This is a genomic window from Azospirillum picis (genome assembly GCF_017876115.1).
GTDB lineage: Bacteria > Pseudomonadota > Alphaproteobacteria > Azospirillales > Azospirillaceae > Azospirillum > Azospirillum picis.
Window position 1 is genome coordinate 84,093 of sequence record NZ_JAGINO010000013.1, and the last position, 19,456, is coordinate 103,548.

Consider the following 19,456-nt stretch of genomic DNA (forward strand, 5'->3'; position numbering starts at 1 on the left):
ATGCGCATTTCCGATGTGATTGATCGCTCAGCCAAAGGAGGGGGCCGAGGTGCGGGCGCCCGCCAACATGAGCGGGGCCCGGGCCACAGCCTCTCCTGATCGACAGCCTTGACCACAGGTTGTCCTCAACTACTCTGTCGCTGGAGATGGACAAGAGTTCGAGGGTGGGACGTGGCCGACATCCGGGATGAAAACCTGGACGCGCTTTCGCAGTTGCAGGCAATGCTGGACACCGTACCCGACGGGATCGTCGTCATTGACGCGCAGGGGCGGATAAAGACCTTCAACCCTGCCTGCGAGCGCCTGTTCGGCTGGACCGCCGGGGAGGTGGTCGGCCACAACGTCAGGATGCTGATGCCCTCGCCCTACCAGGAGCAGCACGACGGCTACCTGGAGCGCTATCACCGCACGGGGGAGCGGCGGATCATCGGCATCGGGCGCGAGGTGACCGGGCTGCGCAAGGACGGCTCCCACTTTCCCATGGACCTGTCGATCGGCGAGGCGAGCCAGGACGGCGCCCCGGTCTATATCGGCATCATCCGCGACCTTACCGAGGCCAGGCAGGCCGAGGCGGCGCTGCGCGAGCGCGAGGCCCGCCTGGCCTCCATCCTGGAAACGGTGCCCGAAGCCATCATCGTCATCGACGGGAAGGGGCTGATCGAATCCTTCAGCCCGGCGGCCGAGAGGCTGTTCGGCTATGCGGCGGCGGAGGTGATCGGCAGCAACATCAGCATGCTGATGCCCTCTCCCTACCGCGAGCAGCATGACGGCTATCTGGAGCGCTATGGCCGGACCGGCGAGCGCCGCATCATCGGCATCGGCCGCATCGTCTCCGGCCAGCGGCGCGACGGGTCGGTGTTCCCGATGGAGCTGGCGGTCGGAGAGGTGCTGCTGGCGGGCCAGCGCCGCTTCACCGGCTTCGTGCGCGACCTGACCGAGCGGCAGGCGACCGAACGGCGGCTGCAGGAGCTCCAGTCGGAACTGCTGCACGTCAGCCGGGTCAGCGCCATGGGCCAGATGGCCTCCACGCTCGCCCATGAGCTGAACCAGCCGCTGACCGCGGTGATCAACTATGCCAAGGCCGCCAAGCGCCTGATGGAGCGCCCGGAAACCGTCGCCAAGGCGATGGACATGGTCGACAAGGCCAGCGCCCAGGCCACCCGCGCCGGCCAGATCATCCGCCATCTGCGCAGCTTCATCGAGAAGGGCAAGACCCACCGTTCCGTCGAGCCCCTCAACAAGGTGGTGGAGGAGGCGGGCGCCCTCGCCCTGGTCGGCGCCAAGGAGCGCGAGCTGCATGTGCGCTTCGACTTCGACACCGAAGACCCCCAGGTCCTCATCGACAAGGTCCAGGTCCAGCAGGTGATCCTCAACCTCGTCCGCAACGCGATGGAAGCCATGGTGCAGGGAGCGCAGGAGGGGAGCCAGCGGGTGCTGACCGTCCACACCGGCTCCGAGCCGGGCGAGCCCGCCTTCCGCCGCGTCACCGTCAGCGATACCGGCCCGGGCGTGCCGGAGACGGTGCGCGCCCAGTTGTTCCAGCCCTTCGTCACCACCAAGAGCAGCGGCATGGGGCTGGGCCTGTCGATCTGCCGCTCGATCATCGAGGCCCATGGCGGGCGCTTGTGGCTGGAGCCGTCGGCTTCGGGCAGCAGCTTCGCCTTCACCGTCCCTCTGTCCGCATCGGATACCGGCGATGCCCGCTGACACCACGCCCGATACGGCGCCCCACACCGCGCCCGATTCGGCGCCCGGCATGGGGGCCGACAGGACGGCCGACCTGACCGTTTTCATCGTCGACGACGACGAGGCCATCCGCGACTCCCTGCAGGTCCTGCTGGACTGTGCCGGCTTCCGGGCGGAATGCTTCTCCACCCCGCTCGCCTTCCTGGACTCCGGGGCGCCGTCGCGTCCGGGCTGCCTGCTGGTCGATGTGCGGATGCCGCAGATGAGCGGCCTGGACGTGCAGGAGCGGCTGGCGCGCGGCGGCCACGCCATGCCGGTGGTGGTGATGACCGGCCACGGCGACGTCCCGCTCGCCGTGCGCGCCATGAAGGCGGGGGCGGTCGACTTCGTGGAGAAGCCGTTCGAGGAGGAGACGCTGCTCGCCGCGGTGCGTTCCGCCCTTGCCCGTGCCGCCGACAGCCGCAGGCCGGAGGACGGGCGGAAGGCGGCCGCGGCGGAAGCGCCGGCTCCCCCGCCGGCCACGGCATCGCCGCCGCCGGAAATCCTGGCCCGCATCGCCGCCCTGACGCCACGGGAGCTCGATGTCCTGCGCTGGCTGGTGGCCGGCAAGTCGAACAAGGTCATCGCCTTCGAGCTGTCGATCAGCGCGCGCACCGTCGAAATCCATCGCGCGCGCGTGATGGAGAAGATGCAGGCCGACAGCCTGCCAGCCCTGGTGCGTATGGCGATCGCCGCGGGCGTGGTCCCCGGCGGCGGGTGATCTGCATCAAAAGCGTGCGCCATACGCAATGGTCCTTATATCGGCGCCTCTCCCCGCATTTTATGTTCCATGACGCGCCGCACCACCGGCGCCGTCATGTCTGCATGGAAGGTCGGAGGCCGTCATGGATCATTTGGGCAGCGGGCCGGGCGGGGAGCCCGGGGCCGGGATCGTCCACATCGTCGACGACGATGAGCCGGTCCGCGACTCCCTGAAGGCACTGCTGGAGGCCTTCGCCTTCGATGTGCGGGATTTCTCGTCCTGTCGGGATTTCCTCGACCGCTTCGACGGCAATCCGCGCGGCTGCCTGGTGCTGGACCTGCACATGCCGGTGATGAGCGGGCTGGAGCTCCTGGAGCGCCACCGCGATGATCTGCACGGGATGCCGGTGATCATGGTGTCCGGACGCGGCGACCCCGCGACCTTCGCCCGCGCGAGGGAGGCCGGCGTGGTGGCCGTGCTGGAGAAGCCCTTCGACGAGGACCAACTGCTCGGCATGCTGAACCGCCTGCTGCCGCCGGCCGCCGCGTGAAGGCCCATCTGGCCGGCCCCCACTGCGGCCGGATCGCAGGGCCGGATACGTATAAGTACACTTACGTACGCAAACTTCCTTAGGTACATCACCGCACTGCACAGGATGGCAGGGGATCGGTAGGGTCGGCCCATCAAGTGCACCCCGGAACACGCCGGATCGCACCGCACCGAAGGCCGAGACCAGCCATGTCCACGCACGCCGCCATCGCCGCCAACGCCAGCCGCGCCGTTCCTGGTTATCTGGTCTCCGCCCTGGCGATCTCCCCCGCCTCCGGCACGGGTGCCGCCATCCAGCCGCGCAATCCCGCCGACCCCCTCGCCGGCCTGGGCCACACCAAGGTCCATGAGCGCGAGACGACGGTGTTCGGCGAAGGCGACGCGGCGGGGTCGGTGTTCCGCGTGCTGAGCGGCATGGTGCGCCTGTACAAGATGCTGCCGGACGGCCGGCGCCAGATCATCGGCTTCCTGCAGGCGGGCGACATGATGGGGCTGGCCTTCGCCGCCCAGTACCTCTACACCGCCGAGACCGTGACGGCGACCACGATCCAGCGCATCCCGCGCCTGGAGCTGGACGCCCTGATGGACGCGCAGCCGGCCTTCGCCCGCAAGCTGCTGTCGACCACGACCTCCGAGCTGATGGCCGCGCAGGACCAGATGGTGCTGCTGGGCCGCAAGACCGCCGCCGAGAAGGTCGCGAGCTTCCTGCTGCGCCTCAGCGACCGCAAGGGGGGCGAGCGCACCATCGACCTGCCGATGGGCCGCAGCGACATCGCCGACCATCTCGGGCTGACCACCGAAACCGTGTCGCGCACCCTGACCAAGCTGAAGTCGGGCCGCCTGATCCGCATCCTCGCCGGCGGCAAGCTGGAGCTGCTGGACCGCGACGCCTTGTCCGATCTCGCCTGCGGCTTCTGACCCTTATCGTTTCATTTCGAAGGAATCGGCCGGCTCCCGGGCGCACCGGCGCCCGGAACCGCAGCGGCATGCCTGCCCGGCACGCCCGCAGCGCTTCCGACGGCCCTTCCGCACACACCACCGCGACGGCGTCAAGGCGTGCTTCGCGGACAGCAAGTGGATGACTGCCATGACCGTCACGACCCTTTCCGACCTCGACGCCCTCGTCTCCCGCGTGAAGGCGGCGCAACGCCTCTTCGCCGACTACCCGCAGGAGACGGTGGACCTGATCTTCCGCAGCGCGGCACTCGCCGCCGCCGACGCCCGCATCCCGCTCGCCAAGATGGCGGTCGAGGAGACCGGCATGGGCGTGATGGAGGACAAGGTCATCAAGAACCACTTCGCCGCCGAGTACATCTACAACAAGTACAAGGACGAGAAGACCTGCGGCATCCTGTCGGAGGACCGTGACGCCGGCATCCTCACCATCGCCGAGCCCGTCGGCCTGATCTGCGGCATCGTCCCCACCACCAACCCGACCTCCACCGCCATCTTCAAGGCGCTGATCGCGCTGAAGACCCGCAACGGGCTGGTCATCTCCCCCCATCCCCGCGCCCGCAAGTCGACCTGCGAGGCCGCCCGCCTGGTGCTGGCCGCCGCGGTCGAGGCCGGCGCGCCGGCGGACATCATCGGCTGGATCGACGAGCCCTCGCTGGAGCTCTCCAACGCCGTCATGCACCATCCCGACATCGCCCTGATCCTCGCCACCGGCGGGCCGGGCATGGTCAAGGCCGCCTATTCGTCGGGCAAGCCCGCCATCGGCGTCGGCGCCGGCAACACGCCCGCCGTCATCGACGAATTCGCCGACATCAAGCGCGCCGTCGCCTCGATCCTGATGTCCAAGACCTTCGACAATGGCGTGGTCTGCGCGTCGGAGCAGTCGGCTGTGGTGGTCGATGCCGTCTATGACGCCGTGCGCGACCGCTTCGCCCATCACGGCGGCTACATCCTCTCGCCCGGCGAGGCCGACGCCGTGCGCAAGGTCCTGCTGGTCGACGGCCACCTGAACGCCGACATCGTCGGCCAGCCGGCCCACGCCATCGCCGCCATGGCCGGCCTCACCGTCCCGCACGCCACCAAGGTGCTGATCGCCGAGGTCACCGACATCGACGAGGCCGAACCCTTCGCCCACGAAAAGCTGTCCCCCACCCTGGCGCTCTACCGCGCCGGGGACTTCGCCGAGGCCTGCGACAAGGCGGCCGCCCTGGTGGCGCTGGGCGGCATCGGCCACACCTCCGCGCTCTACACCGACCAGGACCAGCAGGGCGGGCGCATCCGCCATTTCGGCGACCGGATGAAGACCGCCCGCATCCTGATCAACACGCCGTCCTCGCATGGCGGCATCGGCGACCTCTACAACTTCCGCCTGGCGCCCTCGCTGACGCTCGGCTGCGGGTCGTGGGGCGGCAACTCGATCTCCGAGAATGTCGGGCCGCAGCACCTGATCAACAAGAAGACGGTGGCGAAGCGGGCGGAAAACATGCTGTGGCACAAGCTTCCCAAGTCGATCTACTTCCGCCGCGGCTGCCTGCCCTTCGCATTGGAGGACCTGCGCGGCAGGAAGCGCTGCCTGATCGTCACCGACCGCTTCCTGTTCGAGAACGGCCATGTCAACGACACCGTTCGCATGCTCAAGGCGCTGGGGCTGGAGGTGGAAACCTTCTTCGAGGTCAGCGCCGACCCGACGCTGGCGGTGGTGCGCAAGGGCGTGGCGCTGGCCAACGCCTTCCAGCCCGATGTGATCCTGGCGCTGGGCGGCGGGTCGCCGATGGATGCGGCCAAGATCATCTGGGTGATGTACGAGGCGCCGGAGGTGGCGTTCGAGGATCTGGCGCTGCGCTTCATGGACATCCGCAAGCGCATCTACACCTTCCCCAAGCTGGGCGTGAAGGCGCAACTGGTGGCGGTGCCGACCACGTCGGGCACGGGATCGGAGGTGACGCCCTTCGCGGTGGTGACCGACGAGCGCACCGGGACCAAATACCCGATCGCCGACTATGAGCTGACGCCGACGCTGGCGATCATCGACGCCAACCTGGTGATGGACATGCCCAAGGGCCTGACCGCGGCGGGCGGCATCGATGCGGTGACGCATGCGCTGGAGGCCTACGTCTCGGTGGTGGCGAGCGAGTATTCCGACGGGCAGGCGCTGCAGGCGCTGAAGCTCCTGAAGGAGAACCTGCCGTCGGCCTACCGCAATGGCGCCCGCGACCCCAAGGCGCGGGAACTGGTGCACAACGCGGCGACGCTGGCCGGCATCGCCTTCGCCAATGCCTTCCTCGGCGTGTGCCACTCGATGGCGCACAAGCTGGGCGCCGAGTTCCACCTGCCGCACGGCATCGCCAACGCCCTGCTGATCGCCAACGTGATCCGCTACAACGCGGCGGACATCCCGACCAAGCAGACGGCGTTCAGCCAGTACGACCGCCCGAAGGGGGTGGCACGCTACGCCCAGATCGCCCGGCACCTGGAGCTGGGCGGCAACCGCGACCATGAGCGGGTGGAGAAGCTGATCGGGTGGGTCGAGGAGATGAAGCAGGCCCTGGAGATCCCGGCCTCGATCCAGGCGGCGGGGGTGCCGGAAGCGGCGTTCCTGGCGCGGGTCGACGCGATCGCCGAGGCCGCCTTCGACGACCAGTGCACCGGCGCCAACCCCCGCTATCCACTGGTGGCCGAGATCCGGCAGTTGCTGATCGACAGCTACTATGGCCGTGCCTATGTCGAGCCGGAGAGCGACCGCACCGCGACGGCGCTGAGCGTCGTCGGCCGGACGAGGACCGCCGCCGAATGATCTGTGCCGGGTGATCTGTGCCGAGTGATCGCTGGCGAGTGATCGCCGGCTTCCCGGACCGGGGACCGTCAGGGTGGAGCGAAGGCTCCGATCATGGCGGTCCCCGCCTGCGTCCGGCGCGCCTCACCCCTCCTCTCCCTCCTGGATCCTGGCGAGACGCGCCATGGCGCCCTGGGCGGCGTCCAGCGCCCGGGTGTAGCGGCCGGGCATGCGCGGATCGCGCCACCCCCCCTCGGCCTGCAGGTCGAGCACGCTGGCCCCGGCCTGCCGCAGGTCCTGGGCGGCACCGACCCGGGTGGAGTGGCCGGACAGCCCGGCGACCGCCTCCGGCTCCAGCCCGGCCGCCGCCGCCAGCCGCTTGAGGATCACCGGCAGCGCACTGGCGGGAAGGGCGGCCTCCCGCACCCGGCCGGAACGGTGGATCGAGCGGAACAGCGGCCCCTTCGCCGCCACCGACGGTGCGGCCTCCACGGCCGCGCGCGCCTGCCCCTGCCCCAGCAGCCTCTCGCGCTCGCTCCAGTCCATCGCGGCCAGCCAGGCGTCGATGGCGGCGACCGTGCGCGGGCGCAGCGGCCGGTGGCGCCCCTCCCCTTCCTGGTCCGTCTTGGCCCGCTCGACGAACACCGTCACGCCGTCGGGCGTGCGCTGGATGTTCTCGATGCACAGCGCCACCAGTTCGGCGCGCCGGCACAGCGTCTCGTAGGCCACCAGCAGCAGGGCACGGTCACGCAGGCTGGCGAGCCAATGCAGGCGGCAGTCCGCCTTGCGCCGCCCGCGCTCCTCGCCATGAAGACGCTCCCAGAACGGATCGTAGGGCGGCTGCCGCGGCTGCTCGGGCGGCAGCAGGCGCAGAAGCTCGTCCCAGCGCAGGCCGCGGGCCTGGCGCTGGCGGACGCCGAGCCGGCGCTTGGCGCCGCGCAGCCGCTGGCGGATCTCCGGATGGGTGCGGTCGAACCCCAGTCCGGCGGCACGATGGAGATGGGCGATGGAGGCGAGGTAGCGCTCGATGGTGGCGGGACGGCGTACGCCGGCCAGGCGGCGGATGCGGGAACGGCCATGGCGGTCGCGGCTCTCGACCTCGACCGCCTCGCCGGCGGCCATCGCCGCCACGAAATCGCCGACGGTGCGGGGGTCGGCCGGCAGCGAACAGTGGCCATGGCCGGCACACCAGGCCTGGAACAGCCGGATGTCCCCGTCGAGCGCACGCTTGGTGTTCCTGGCGTAGCTGTCGGCGCTGATCTCGGCATGGCGGCGCAGGTTGCGGGCGATCGCAGCCTGCCGGCCGGCATCGGCGTCCTCGTCATGGGCTGCTGGCAGGGGGGCGGGCAGGTCGGGCGGCGGCATCATCGGCGTCGGCTTTCCCGACGACCTTACCCCGCATGCCGCACGGAGCCAACCTCCCAACCCGGTCGCCTCCCGCTTCATGCCGGTGGGGGCTCAGTCCGCCGCCGCCGACAACCGGTGATCGAGGAAGAAGCGCATCATCTCCATGGTGGCGTCCGGCCCCTGCGGGTCGGTGTAGGAGCCGGCGGGGCTTCCGCCGGCCCAGGCATGTCCGGCGCCATGGATGGTCCACTGCTCGCACAGGGTCCGGCCGGCGGGATCGGTGTGCAGGGTCCGGCTGTAGGCCCGCCGGCCGGGCGCCTCGCCGTGCTGCACCTCGGTGCCGAGGCCGCTGGCCGCAGCGATGGCCTGGGCCGCAACCCGGTCGCCGTTTTGCGGGTGGACCACCGTGTCCCGGTCGCCGTGGAAGATGATGGTCGGCGGCCTGCGGTCCGTCCGCGGGGTGTCCGGCAGCGCACGGCTGCCCTGGCGCATGGCGGCGAGGGCCGAGGGAAGGTCGTGGGCGGCTCCGGCCGGCAGGCCGGAATGCACGCCGACCGCGGCATAGAGATCGGGATAGGCGGCTCCCATGATCGCCGCCGCGGCACCGCCGGCGGACAGGCCGGCGATGTAGACCCGGTCGGGATCGACGGGATGGTCGCGCATGATCCGGCGGGTGATGCCGGCCAGCAGGTCGGGCTCCCCATGGCCTCGGCGCTGGTCTTCGGGCTTGAACCAGTTCCAGCAGCGCTGGGCATTGGCCGTGGCCGGCTGCTCCGGATAGGCGACGAACACGCCGTGCCGCTCGGCAAGGGCGTTCATCCGGGTGCCCGCGGCGAAATCGTCGGGCGACTGGGTGCAGCCGTGCAGCATCACGACCAGCGGGCGCAATCCGTCGCCGCGGTTGGCCGGCACATAGAGCTTATAGGCGCGCGTTCCCGCTGGTCCCGTGTAGGAAGCCGCCGTGAAGGATGCGCCGTCCGGCAGAGGCTCGGCAGGCGGCCCGGCGTGCCGGCCGCCCTGCAGCCCGGCCGGCCGCAGCCGCGCGGCAAGGCCGCGCAGGGTCTGGCCCAAACCAGTTCTGGGCAAACCAGTTCTGGGCAAACCAGTCTTGGACGAACCGGTGGCCGGGCCACGGCCCGGGGCGTCGCTTCGATGAGCCGGCTCATGGGAGGCCGGCTCATGCGGAGCTGGATCGAGCCGCTCGAACTCGCCTTCCAGGACGGTCGGGTCCGGCGAGTTTGGGGGCGGGGAAGCGGCCGCATCCTCGCCCCGCAACAGGCGCTGGATGAGGCCGGTCGCTTCGGCGAGCCGGCCGGCCCGGGTCAGGCGGGCGACCTCGCCCATGCCGGGCGGAAAGCCGGTTTGGCGTGAGTGGGGCATATGGATGCTTTCTCGGTTCGGGCTCTGTTCGGGGATAACGCCGGCACCGGCGGTGCCGGTCACATCAGCGGATACGGTCGGCGAGCGCCGCCTTGACGGCGGCCGGCGCGTGCAGCGCGCCAAGAACGGACAGCGAGGCGATGGCTGCGCGGGCAAGTTCGGGGGAAACGTCCTGGGCGATTGTGGCGAGCCCGAGGACGCGGATGTCCAGCATCCGCCCTTCGGCGCAGGCAGCCTCCAGGTCGGCACGGCTGAAATGGCGCAGGCCCAAATCGACGCTCTTGCGCGTCACGGTCTGGCGGATCACGTCGGCATGCCGGTCGACCTGGTTGCGGATGGCGGTGCGGATGAAGTCCGTACGGTTCGAATAGAAGCCTTCGTCGACCAGCAGGTCGATATGGCCAAGGTCGACATAGCCGAGATTGATCGTGATCTTCTCGCTGTCGCCGGCTTTCGGCCGCAGGTCACGAACCGCGTCGCTCATGGCGTTCCATCCTTATGCCATCCATGTGGATGGTATATGGAGGGCCCAGCGAGGCCGTTCAAGACGGACAGGCCTGCTCCCGCATGCTTCCCGCCTGGAGAGGATCAGCAGCAGGAAGGCAGAGGCCGGCTGTGCCGGCAGGACGCGGAACCGCAGCACGCGACAAGACACCAAGCATGTTGGCCGTTCGGCGCTCTTCACCGCTGCTGCGAAGGGCATGGGGTCACTATACGAAAGTGTGCAGATTGTCCGGGATGTAGGAACAGCCTAAGAACGCGCGCTCATACCCCTGCGGGGTCGGCTTGTCATAACGCCCGGACCCTGCTTTACAGCACTGTGCTAAAAACGATCGTCAGTGCCGACAATCGAAGATCTGAAAGGGGGACCTTTATACAAATGATAGTGGAACAGTATATCGCTGGCTGGCGCGCACAGGACACGAACGCGATTCTCGAAACGCTCACTCGGGATTGCGTCGTCATTGAGAGTTTCGGACCAATCTATCGTGGTCACGCTTCGGTGGAACGATGGGTTGCGACGTGGATTGCCGAGGACGGTCGTGTCCTCGACTGGAAAATCCGCGATTTGCAGTCGCTCCGCGACCTGGAAATTGCCGAATGGACATTCCACTACACTTTGCGCGGTGAAGAGAGGACCTTCGATGGCGCAACCATTGCAAAGTTGTGCGGCGGGAAAATCTCGTATTTGCGCGAGTATGCCACGACTGCCGCGCTCTATGATTGGCAAGGTGAGTGGAAGACAATCTAGAGCTTCCCATGAGCGCCATGTCTATTTTTCGGCCACTCGGTCAGGCAACCGCTGCCTGCGGTGACCATGGGCCTCGAACGCAACGACGGCGCCTCTGGTTGCCCAAGGCGCCGCTGCCGGGTGGGTAGGAGGTTAGGGGCGCTTCTTGGCGCGCTCGTGCTCCATGTAGGCCCGGAGCACGGCGTTGATCTTGCTCTGGTAGCGGTCGCTGTTGGTGCGGAACCACTCCAGCACATCCGCATCCAGGCGGATGCTGATGGCCTGCTTGGCCGGCGGCTCGACGATGCGGGCCGTCTCGAACCAAGCCTCGTCGGCCAGCTGCGCCGCATCGGCGTCGCTGCGCATCGCAGCCTCGTTGAAACCCGCCAAAGCGAACCTTGGTCAGTGGGTGCGCCTGCGCTCTCACCGTGTTCCCACACCCCGGACAATCTGATCACTTTCGTGTAGAGACCCCGGCATGGGCGACATGGAAGCCAAGCCAGCGGAAGGATGCCGCCCGTTGCCTGGGTATATGTGAACGAGCGATAAAGGCCCTTGTCGCTCGTTGGCCCTCATCGAAGCATCGCTCTGTAGGAAGGCTCTGAAAAGAGCCTTCTATCTTTGTTTTCTCAAGGGGATAGAGGATGTATCCTCCGCTCCCATGCTGCCCGCCCGCTTCCAATCCAGCCTCGCCACCGCCGAGCGCGCCCTTGGCCGGCTCGAAGCCGCGCTTGCCGATCCTGCCATCCGCCGCCGCCACGCGGCTGATGCCCGGACGCGGTCGGTCCGCGCGGTCCTGCGCCTTGACGGCCACAGCGTCGCCGCCGATGACCTCCACCTGATCGGGACCGCCCCCGATGCCGTCGCACCCGGCGCCCGCGCCGACGCCGCACTGGGAGCCGCCCTGCAGCGCTGGGCGGCGGCACTCGACGGCGGGCGGGCGCCCGGCGATCCCACTCCCGGCATCGCCCCCGCCCCGCCCCCGTCCCATCCGACCGGCCTGGCTGCCGATGGCCTGCGCGCCGCCCTGGAAGGGCTGGCGCTGCTGGTCGACGGGGAGGACACAGGCGCCAATCCCGCCCCTGCCGCCACCGGGCCGGCGGTGGACAAGACTCCAAGCCTGTTCCCCTGGACCGTGCCCTGGGCGATGGCGGCCCTGGCCGGCTGGTCCGAGATCCGGGGACTGCCGGAACCGGGGGCTGAGGCCGCCGACGCGATCGCCGCCGGGCTGGCAACGGTGGCGCGCACGCTTGCCGCCTCCCCCGGCCTGGACGGGGCGCTGCGGGCAATGGTGCAACTCCACCACCGCGACGATCCTCCCCTGCCCCGCCGCCGCGGCAGCGACGACCCGTTCGAGAACCCGCTGGCGCGCCACCTGCGCCGGCAGGCGCAGGCCCGCAGCGGCAGCGGGTTCTGGAGCACGCTCGCCCGTCTGGCGGCACCGGCGCTGCTGCGCCGTGCCTGCGGCCTGACGCAGGCCGAACTGCCGCTGGTGGCGAGCCTCGCCGCCAGCCCGGCTCCGTTCCGGGCGATGCTCGTTGCGGCGGAGGAGGAGGCGGTGGGCTGGCTGCTCGGCCAAGTCTCCCGCCAGGCCGAGGCCGAGTTGCAGCGGCTGGCCGAGCTGGAGCGCCGAGCCGCCGCCCACCGGGCCGCCCTGCGGGGACGGCGCCGCGATGCCGGCGTCTGGGCGCTGCTCGACCAGCTGGAGGAGGAGCCGGCCCTCACCGTCCGTCAGGCCGCCCGGCGGCTCGGCTGCAGCGAGCGCGCCGCCCGCACGACGCTGGCCCTGCTGGCGGAGGCCGGGATCCTGCGGCCGCTGCCGGCCTGGCGGGATGTGGAGGAGACGCCCCGGCGGACCGTCCGGCCGCTGGTTTGGCTCGCGGCCGACATCATGCCGGTCCTCCCTGCGGTCGCCAAGCCGGCCCGTCGGCGCACCACGGCGCTGCGCGAGCCTGGTGCGGCCATGCATTGGCAACCGATCGCCGGCGCACCTCAGGACGGCAAGCGCTGCCTGGTGTGGGCCGGCCGCCCGGCCTGGGCCGCCTATGTCGCGCAGGCCGATGGCGGCGGCCAGTGGCGGGAGGGCCGCCGCGTGTTGCAGCCGACCCACTGGCTGCCCTTGGCGCCGCCGGAGCAGGCCGATGCGAAAGCGTCCGGACGCAAGGACGATTCCAGCCGCGAAGAGCACACGGGGCCGGGCCGGCCGATCGCCCCGCGGCCTGGAAACGCTACCTAGCTGGGCGGCGTGGCCGTGATCATGCGGTCCGCGGCCTTGCGCAGATGATCGACAAAAGCCCGCACGGCTGGATTGGTACGCCGGCTGGAGGGCCATAGTGCAGCGATGGTCTCACGCTCCACGGCAAAGCTGCCGAGCACCGGGACCAACTCGCCACGCGCGACATACGGGGCGGCAATGAAGGACGCGCTGATGCCGATGCCGCCGCCCGCGACCAGCGCCGCCACGACCGCTTCGCTGGCGTCGACGACGATGCCCGATGCGGGCACGATCTCGATCTCGCGCTCGCCGATCCGGAACGGCCAGCGGAAGATCTGACCGCTGCTCTGGTACCTCAGATTGACGGTCTTGTGCGCAACCAGCTCGTCCGGATGGGTGGGCGCACCATGCGCGGACAGATAGGCCGGCGATGCGAAGGCGCAGAGCCGCAACGGGGCGAGCCGGCGCCACAGCAGGCGCGAGTCCGCAAGGTCGCCGATGCGCACCGCGATGTCGATGCCCTGCTCGACGAGGTCGACCAGCCGGTCGTCGAGCCGCAGGTCGATGGTCACCTTGGGGTGGCGTTCGCAAAATGCCGGCAGGATCGGCGCGATCAGATGGAGCCCGATCGGCAGCGACGCCGCGATGCGCAGGGTGCCGGCCGGCTCGGCGTAGGCGGCCTTCGCGGCCTGCTCGATCTCCTCCGCGTCGCGCAGCAATCTCACCGCCCGCTCATGCAGCTCGCGCCCCTCCGGCGTCAGCGTGAGGGAGCGGGTGGTCCGGGTAAACAGGGAGACGCCCAGTTGCTGTTCGAGGCGTTGCACGCTCTTGCTGACGGCCGACGGCGAAATGGCGAGCGAGCGAGCCGCCGCGGCGAAGCTGCCCAGCGAACCGGCGCGCGCGAAAGCAAGCAATCCGGTCAGCCGTTCCAACGCCATTCGTTCCTTCATGGCACTATTAAACTGATTTGTGGACTGATTATCAAACAGGATTCGACCGCGTACATCGGTGCTCAGGTGTTGCGACCGATGGAGGTTCTGATGAGCACGATGATGAAAGCGGTTCGCCTGCACGCCTTCGGGGGACCCGACATGCTGGTCTATGAAGACGCGCCGCGGCCGGGGCTCAAGGCGGGGGAGGTGCTCGTCCGCGTCCATGCCGTCGGCCTCAACCCGCCCGACTGGTACCTGCGCGAGGGCTACAGGATGCTCCCGCCCGAATGGCAGCCCAAGGTCTCGTTCCCGATCATCCCCGGAACCGACATCTCCGGCACCGTCGAGGCGGTCGCAGCGGACGTCGAGGGCTTCGCCGCCGGCGACGAGGTCTATGCCATGGTCCGCTTCCCCGCCGGCCTGGCCGGCGAAAGCAGCGCCTATGCCGAATACGTCGCCGTGCCGGCGACGGACCTTGCCCGGAAACCGGCCGGCATCGACCATGTGCACGCAGCCGCGGCGCCGATGTCGCTGCTCACCGCGTGGCAGTTCCTCATCGACATCGGGCACGACGAACCGAACCCGCTGCAGCCGCATCGGCATGAGCCAGTGCCGCTCGCGGGGAAGACCGTCCTCGTCAACGGAGCGGCGGGCGGGGTCGGCCATCTTCTGGTGCAACTGGCGAAATGGCAGGGCGCGCAGGTGATCGCGGTCGCGTCCGGGAGCAACGAGGCGTTTCTGCGCGCCCTCGGCGCCGACGAATTCATCGACTACGGCAAGGCCGCTGCCGAGGATGCCGTTCGCGGTCTCGACCTCGTCGTCGACGCGGTCGGCGGCCCGAAGACCGGACGCTTCCTGCCGACGCTGAAACGGGGCGGCGCCCTGTTCCCCATCTTTCCGCTCGGCTTCGACGGCCACGACGAGGCCGGGAGGCTCGGCGTGACCGTCTCCACCACCCAGGTCCGCTCCAGCGGCAAGCAGCTTGCGGAGGTTGCGCCGCTGCTGGACAACGGCACGATCCGCGTCGCCATCGACAGCAGCTTTGCCCTGGAAGAGGCCGGCAAGGCCCATGAGCGCGCTGCCGCCGGCCATATCCGCGGCAAGATCGTGCTCACGGTCGCGCAGGAAGGACAATCGTGAGCGCCGCGGCGACGATCCCCCAGGGCACGGTGGCGTGGTTCGAGATGGTGGGCGCGCTGATGTGCGCCGCCGCCTCCCGGGCCGGTCTCCCGCCGGACCTGAACTGGTCTCTGGTGGAACGCTACGGCGACGGCGCGATCCTGCCGAACGGGCGGCTGCAAGGCATTCGCTTCGTCATCGCACATGGCAGGCCGTCATTCGAGGTCGGCGTGGACGAGGATGCGCGGGGAGACGTCACCATCGAGGTCGCCGCCACCACCGCCCGCGAGCTGAACCTGCTTCACACCGCGGACCCGGCCTATGCCGCTGCGCTCGACCGGGCCACAGGGCTGGGCCGGCTCCGGGTGAACGGCGACGTGTCGCCGATGGCCGGTTGGCTGGCCGCCATCCATGATCCGATCATCGACCTTACAGGCTGAGGCGCCGGCGGCGGCCAGTCGGGCAGCCGATCGGGCGGGTGGGCGGCGGGCGGCGACCATTCGAAGGAATCGCTTCGCCCCCCAACAGGCACGCTCTCCCGGCGGAATGGGCCGCCGGACAACGCTTTTGCCCGGTCATCGCCACGGCCGGCACGGCGTAGCATGGTGACGAAAGCCGCTGCCGCGAGGAAGGGGGCATGCCATGGCGCAGACCGACATCACGCTGCTCCGCAACCTGTACGATCGCTATGCCATGGGCGATGTGGCGCCGTTGTTCGAGCATCTGGCGCCCGGCGTGGAATGGATTTCCTGCGCCCACTCCGCGGTACCGGTCAGCTTCTCCGGAGCCTTCCATGGCCCGGAAGGCGTCCAACGCTACTTCGAGAAGCTGGCGCAGGACTGGACGATCACCCGGCACGAGATGCTGAGCCTTGCGGAGGATGGGGAACAGGTCGTCGCACGCAACACCGTCCAGGCCGTCAACAAGAGCACCGGCAAGCCGGTCGAAGTGGCGACCGAGCATCGGTGGGTTCTGCGCGACGGCATGATCCTGCGCTTCGAGGAGCAATGTGACGATGGCGCGGCCTTGGAGGCAGCCTGCCGGCCGGAAGGCTCGTAATCCGGCTGCATGCCGGCCGGGCTTCCGACCTCCTTGCGGTCCGCAACCGGCTCTGGCTGCGGCCAACGCTCCGAAACTGGAGCGGGCGAAGGGATTCGAACCCTCGACCCCAACCTTGGCAAGGTTGTGCTCTACCCCTGAGCTACGCCCGCAATGTGGCGCGAGTGACGGGACTTGAACCCGCGGCCTCCGGCGTGACAGGCCGGCGCTCTAACCAACTGAGCTACACCCGCATTCTGGCTCCGGATGCTGGACTCGAACCAGCGACACGCGGATTAACAGTCCGCTGCTCTACCGACTGAGCTAATCCGGAACGGAGGCCGGCTTATAAGCCCTGCCCGCGGCAAACACAAGCCTGAACTTTGCAGGATTTGCCGGTCGGGCGGGGGAAGCCCGCCCGTGTCCGGTTGCGGCTTCCGCATGGCTGCGGGTGAGCCATGCCGGGCACCGTCGATGCCCGCCGGCCGGCAGAGGCACGCCCCGCACCGGGCACATAACAAAGAAGGGCTGCCGTTTCCGGCAGCCCTTCCATTGTCAATCCGCAATCCATCGGACCACGGCGCGTCCTTGTCAGACGAGGGAACCCTTCGCAACGAAGGAGAACCCGGTCACAGCGCCCGACGGCAGCAGAGAAAGACAATGAGACACGAGATCACCTCCTTTCGGTTGTTGACGACTGTAGAAGCATATGGCGATGGTCACGGGCGGTCACAAGCCTCTTCAGGACAAGCGGGCCTGTGACCTTTTCCGGGACTGCTTCAGGCCGGAACCCTGTCTTCCTGACGGCGCTCCATCCGGCCGAGCATCGCCGGTTCGATCGCCACCTGCAGGCGGGAATGGCCCTCGCCGTCATGGCGCTCCAGCACCTCGCCATGCGCGTAGAGCCAGGCGAGCGTCGCGCCGTCGGTGTGGGACACGTCCATCTCCACCACCGCCCGGCCGGCGGTCATCCGGCGGTCGAGGATGCCGAACAGGCCGTCCAATCCCTCCCCCGTTGCCGCGGACACCGCGCAGGCACCATCGCAGCGGGCGGTGCGGGCGATGACGGAGGCACGCTCCTCCCCCTCCAGCCGGTCGATCTTGTTGGCGACCTCGATCACGCGCGGGTCGTTCTCCGGATCGATGCCGAGGTCGCGCAGGATGGCCTCCACATCGGCCTTCTGCGCCTCGGCGTCGGGATGCGCGATGTCGCGGACGTGCAGGATGATGTCCGCCGCCTGCACCTCCTCCAGCGTGGCGCGGAAGGCGGCGACCAGATGGGTCGGCAGCGCGGAGATGAAGCCCACCGTGTCCGACAGGATCACCTTGCGCCCCGACGGCAGGGCCACCTGCCGCATGGTCGGGTCGAGCGTGGCGAACAGCAGGTCCCTGGCGAAGACGTCGGCCCCCGCCATCCGGTTGAACAGGGTGGACTTGCCGGCGTTGGTGTAGCCGACCAGCGCCACCACCGGGTACGGCACCTTGGCGCGCGCCTTGCGGTGCAGACCGCGGGTACGCCGCACGTCCTCCAACTCCTTCCGGATCCTGACGATCCGGTCGCCGATCAGGCGGCGGTCCATCTCGAGCTGCGATTCGCCGGGGCCGCCGAGGAAGCCGAAGCCGCCACGCTGGCGCTCAAGGTGGGTCCAGGAGCGGACCAGACGCGATTTCTGGTAGCTCAGCGCCGCCAGTTCGACCTGCAACTGGCCTTCGTGGGTGCGGGCCCGGTCGCCGAAGATCTCCAGGATCAGGCCGGTGCGGTCGATGACCTTCGCCCCGAAGGCCTTCTCAAGATTGCGCTGCTGCACCGGGCTCAGCGCGTGGTCGACGATGACCAGGTCGATGGCCTCGCCGCCCGTGCGCGCCGTCTCCAGCAGTTGCGCGTACTGCTCGACCGCACCGCCGCCCAGCAGGGTGGCCGGGCGCGGCTGGTTGACCTTGACGACGGCGGCATGCGCCACATCGAGATCGATGGCCGACGCCAGCCCCATGGCCTCGTCCAGCGAGGCTTCGGGGCTGCGCTCGGCCCCGGTCCCGCGGAGGACCGGGTGAAGCACGAGGGCGCGGCCCGAGGAGGGCCGCCGGGTATCGACGGCGTACCGGGTGTCGATGGTGTGATGCGTAGCCATAAGGTTCCTTTGCCGCGCCCGCAGCCGTCAGGCGCGGGCCAGTTCGCGGCCCTTGCCGGCCGCAGCGATCTGTTGCTCCCGGGCGCTCGCCACCACGGCCTTCTGGAGCTTCTCGAAGGCGCGGACCTCAAGCTGGCGGACGCGCTCGCGCGAGACGTGGAAGTGCTGGCTCAGCTCCTCCAGCGTCAGCGGCTCCTCGCGCAGGCGGCGGGCGACCAGGATCTGGCGCTCGCGGTCGTCGAGAACCCCCAGCCCCAGCTTGAGGAACTGCTGGCGCTGCTGGCGCTCCTGCGCCCCGGCCAGCGTGGTTTCCTGGTCGGGCCGGTCGTCGGCCAGCAGGTCCTGCCATTCGCTGTCGCCCTCCTCCCCCAGGGCGGTGTTGAGCGACCGGTCCAGGCCGAGGCGCCGGTTCATCTCCACCACCTCGGTCCTGGGCACGCTCAGTTCGGTGGCGATGCTCTCCACCGCTTCCGGGGTAAGGTCGCCGTTCTCCAGGTCCTGCATGCGCGCCTTCAGGCGGCGCAGGCTGAAGAACAGCTTCTTCTGCGCCGCGGTGGTGCCGATCTTCACCAGCGACCAGTTGTGCAGCACATACTCCTGGATCGCCGCGCGGACCCACCAGCCGGCATAGGTGGCGAAGCGGAAGCCCTTTTCGGGCTCGAACTTCTGCGCCGCCTGCATCAGGCCGACGTTGCCCTCGGCGACCAGGTCGGCCAGCGGCAGGCCATAGCCCTGGTAGCCCCGCGCCATCTTGAAGACTAGGCGCAGGTGGCTGCCGACCAGCTTGTCGAGCGCCGCCCGATCCTGCCGCTCCCGCCAGCGGACGGCGAGGTCGCGTTCCTGTTCGGGCGTCAGATATTCGTACTTCCGTGCGTCTTGCAGGTACAACTGCATCGGCTCGGCGGAAGCGACGTGAAGCGTCATCCTTCTGTCTCCCCAAGCCGACGGGAACGGCGCCGTCGGGCCTTCCCTTCGGCGTTCATTCCCCATCGGTCTTCGTTGTCGGTAACGGTTGTCAGCGACGGTGGTCAGTGACGGTCAAGGCCGGCATTCGGCGCTGCCGGTGGGCGTGCATCGCTCGATCGATGCGGAAACCGGAGGGTGGTGGCGGGGCCCCTCTCCAGCTCCGCGGGCGGCGCCATGATCCAGGAGGGGGCATCACGGCAGCCGGCACGCCACGGGGCCGGAGAGGAGGGGATGGGCAGCGCTGCGGTCAGCGCTGCCGAACCAGGAGGCGGTGCCTGTGGAGCGAGGCTTTGAAAAAGCTCGTCATCATGGGGGTGTCGACACACCGTATAGATGGTGCGCTCTTAAATTTCTTCAAGACAGCGGGCAGCCGAATTTTTGGGATCGGCGTCCCT

The 19,456-nt window shown here is 69.3% G+C and carries 17 protein-coding genes and 3 tRNA genes; 10 read left to right on the top strand and 10 right to left on the bottom strand.

Going from position 1 to position 19,456, the window contains the following annotated elements; translation table 11 throughout:
- The first annotated feature begins 171 nt into the window (after nt 1-171).
- The 5 genes from J2850_RS17800 (at nt 172) to adhE (ending at nt 6,725) form a co-directional block, all read left to right on the top strand.
- Nucleotides 172-1,707 carry a PAS domain-containing sensor histidine kinase gene (locus tag J2850_RS17800; protein ID WP_307354533.1) on the top strand — a complete coding sequence of 512 codons (1,536 nt, stop codon included), beginning with the start codon at nt 172-174 and terminating at the stop codon, nt 1,705-1,707.
- On the top strand, nt 1,697-2,446 hold the full coding sequence (locus tag J2850_RS17805) for a response regulator transcription factor (RefSeq protein ID WP_370878967.1): 750 nt from the start codon (nt 1,697-1,699) through the stop codon (nt 2,444-2,446). The genes J2850_RS17800 and J2850_RS17805 overlap by 11 nt, the downstream gene beginning before the upstream one ends.
- 124 nt (nt 2,447-2,570) lie before the next feature.
- Nucleotides 2,571-2,978: a response regulator transcription factor gene (locus J2850_RS17810; protein ID WP_209984047.1), complete on the top strand. Its 408-nt coding sequence runs from the start codon at nt 2,571-2,573 to the stop codon at nt 2,976-2,978.
- A gap of 188 nt (nt 2,979-3,166) precedes the next feature.
- Nucleotides 3,167-3,895 (top strand): helix-turn-helix domain-containing protein, encoded by a 729-nt coding sequence (locus J2850_RS17815; RefSeq protein ID WP_209984049.1) that lies wholly within the window; start codon nt 3,167-3,169, stop codon nt 3,893-3,895.
- 169 nt (nt 3,896-4,064) lie between these two features.
- A complete protein-coding gene (gene adhE / locus J2850_RS17820) occupies nt 4,065-6,725 on the top strand; it encodes a bifunctional acetaldehyde-CoA/alcohol dehydrogenase (protein WP_246513179.1) in 2,661 nt (886 codons plus the stop codon).
- 123 nt (nt 6,726-6,848) lie between these two features.
- Here adhE and J2850_RS17825 read toward each other — a convergent pair whose 3' ends face one another.
- The 3 genes from J2850_RS17825 to J2850_RS17835 form a co-directional block, all read right to left on the bottom strand.
- Nucleotides 6,849-8,072 carry a tyrosine-type recombinase/integrase gene (locus J2850_RS17825; RefSeq protein ID WP_209984053.1) on the bottom strand — a complete coding sequence of 408 codons (1,224 nt, stop codon included), beginning with the start codon at nt 8,070-8,072 and terminating at the stop codon, nt 6,849-6,851.
- Between the two features lie 90 nt (nt 8,073-8,162).
- Entirely contained in the window at nt 8,163-9,431 is a 1,269-nt protein-coding gene (locus J2850_RS17830) for an extracellular catalytic domain type 1 short-chain-length polyhydroxyalkanoate depolymerase (RefSeq protein WP_209984055.1), read from the bottom strand.
- 64 nt (nt 9,432-9,495) lie between these two features.
- Nucleotides 9,496-9,915: a CopG family transcriptional regulator gene (locus tag J2850_RS17835; RefSeq protein ID WP_209984057.1), complete on the bottom strand. Its 420-nt coding sequence runs from the start codon at nt 9,913-9,915 to the stop codon at nt 9,496-9,498.
- Between the two features lie 396 nt (nt 9,916-10,311).
- On the opposite strand from J2850_RS17835, the gene J2850_RS17840 reads away from it, so the two are divergent.
- On the top strand, nt 10,312-10,683 hold the full coding sequence (locus tag J2850_RS17840; protein WP_209984058.1) for a nuclear transport factor 2 family protein: 372 nt from the start codon (nt 10,312-10,314) through the stop codon (nt 10,681-10,683).
- A 132-nt stretch (nt 10,684-10,815) separates the two neighbouring features.
- Here the strand turns inward: J2850_RS17840 and J2850_RS17845 are convergent, their stop codons facing one another.
- Nucleotides 10,816-11,028 carry a BrnA antitoxin family protein gene (locus J2850_RS17845; protein ID WP_246513180.1) on the bottom strand — a complete coding sequence of 71 codons (213 nt, stop codon included), beginning with the start codon at nt 11,026-11,028 and terminating at the stop codon, nt 10,816-10,818.
- Nucleotides 11,029-11,323: 295 nt separating this feature from the next.
- Here J2850_RS17845 and J2850_RS17850 point away from each other — a divergent pair, with 295 nt between their 5' ends.
- Entirely contained in the window at nt 11,324-12,898 is a 1,575-nt protein-coding gene (locus J2850_RS17850; protein ID WP_209984060.1) for a hypothetical protein, read from the top strand.
- On the opposite strand, the gene J2850_RS17855 is transcribed toward J2850_RS17850, so the two are convergent.
- Entirely contained in the window at nt 12,895-13,815 is a 921-nt protein-coding gene (locus tag J2850_RS17855) for a LysR family transcriptional regulator (RefSeq protein WP_246513181.1), read from the bottom strand. The genes J2850_RS17850 and J2850_RS17855 overlap by 4 nt on opposite strands.
- A gap of 102 nt (nt 13,816-13,917) precedes the next feature.
- Here J2850_RS17855 and J2850_RS17860 point away from each other — a divergent pair, with 102 nt between their 5' ends.
- The 3 genes from J2850_RS17860 to J2850_RS17870 all read left to right on the top strand — a co-directional run bounded on the left by J2850_RS17860 (nt 13,918) and on the right by J2850_RS17870 (nt 15,987).
- Nucleotides 13,918-14,949: an NADP-dependent oxidoreductase gene (locus J2850_RS17860; protein ID WP_209984065.1), complete on the top strand. Its 1,032-nt coding sequence runs from the start codon at nt 13,918-13,920 to the stop codon at nt 14,947-14,949.
- The gene (locus J2850_RS17865) at nt 14,946-15,368 is read left to right on the top strand and encodes a hypothetical protein (RefSeq protein WP_209984067.1); all 423 of its coding nucleotides are present in this window, start codon (nt 14,946-14,948) and stop codon (nt 15,366-15,368) included. The genes J2850_RS17860 and J2850_RS17865 overlap by 4 nt, the downstream gene beginning before the upstream one ends.
- A 202-nt stretch (nt 15,369-15,570) precedes the next feature.
- Nucleotides 15,571-15,987 carry a nuclear transport factor 2 family protein gene (locus J2850_RS17870; protein WP_209984069.1) on the top strand — a complete coding sequence of 139 codons (417 nt, stop codon included), beginning with the start codon at nt 15,571-15,573 and terminating at the stop codon, nt 15,985-15,987.
- A 77-nt stretch (nt 15,988-16,064) separates the two neighbouring features.
- On the opposite strand, the gene J2850_RS17875 is transcribed toward J2850_RS17870, so the two are convergent.
- From J2850_RS17875 to rpoH, 5 genes are all read right to left on the bottom strand, one after another.
- Nucleotides 16,065-16,139: transfer RNA gene (locus J2850_RS17875), tRNA-Gly, on the bottom strand.
- 4 nt (nt 16,140-16,143) lie between these two features.
- Nucleotides 16,144-16,220, bottom strand: a tRNA-Asp gene (locus J2850_RS17880).
- Nucleotides 16,221-16,224: 4 nt separating this feature from the next.
- Nucleotides 16,225-16,300 (bottom strand) — tRNA-Asn (locus J2850_RS17885).
- Nucleotides 16,301-16,745: 445 nt separating this feature from the next.
- A complete protein-coding gene (hflX, locus tag J2850_RS17890) occupies nt 16,746-18,095 on the bottom strand; it encodes a GTPase HflX (RefSeq protein ID WP_209984071.1) in 1,350 nt (449 codons plus the stop codon).
- A 27-nt stretch (nt 18,096-18,122) separates the two neighbouring features.
- Nucleotides 18,123-19,019 carry an RNA polymerase sigma factor RpoH gene (gene rpoH, locus J2850_RS17895; protein ID WP_209984073.1) on the bottom strand — a complete coding sequence of 299 codons (897 nt, stop codon included), beginning with the start codon at nt 19,017-19,019 and terminating at the stop codon, nt 18,123-18,125.
- Nucleotides 19,020-19,456 lie beyond the last annotated feature (437 nt).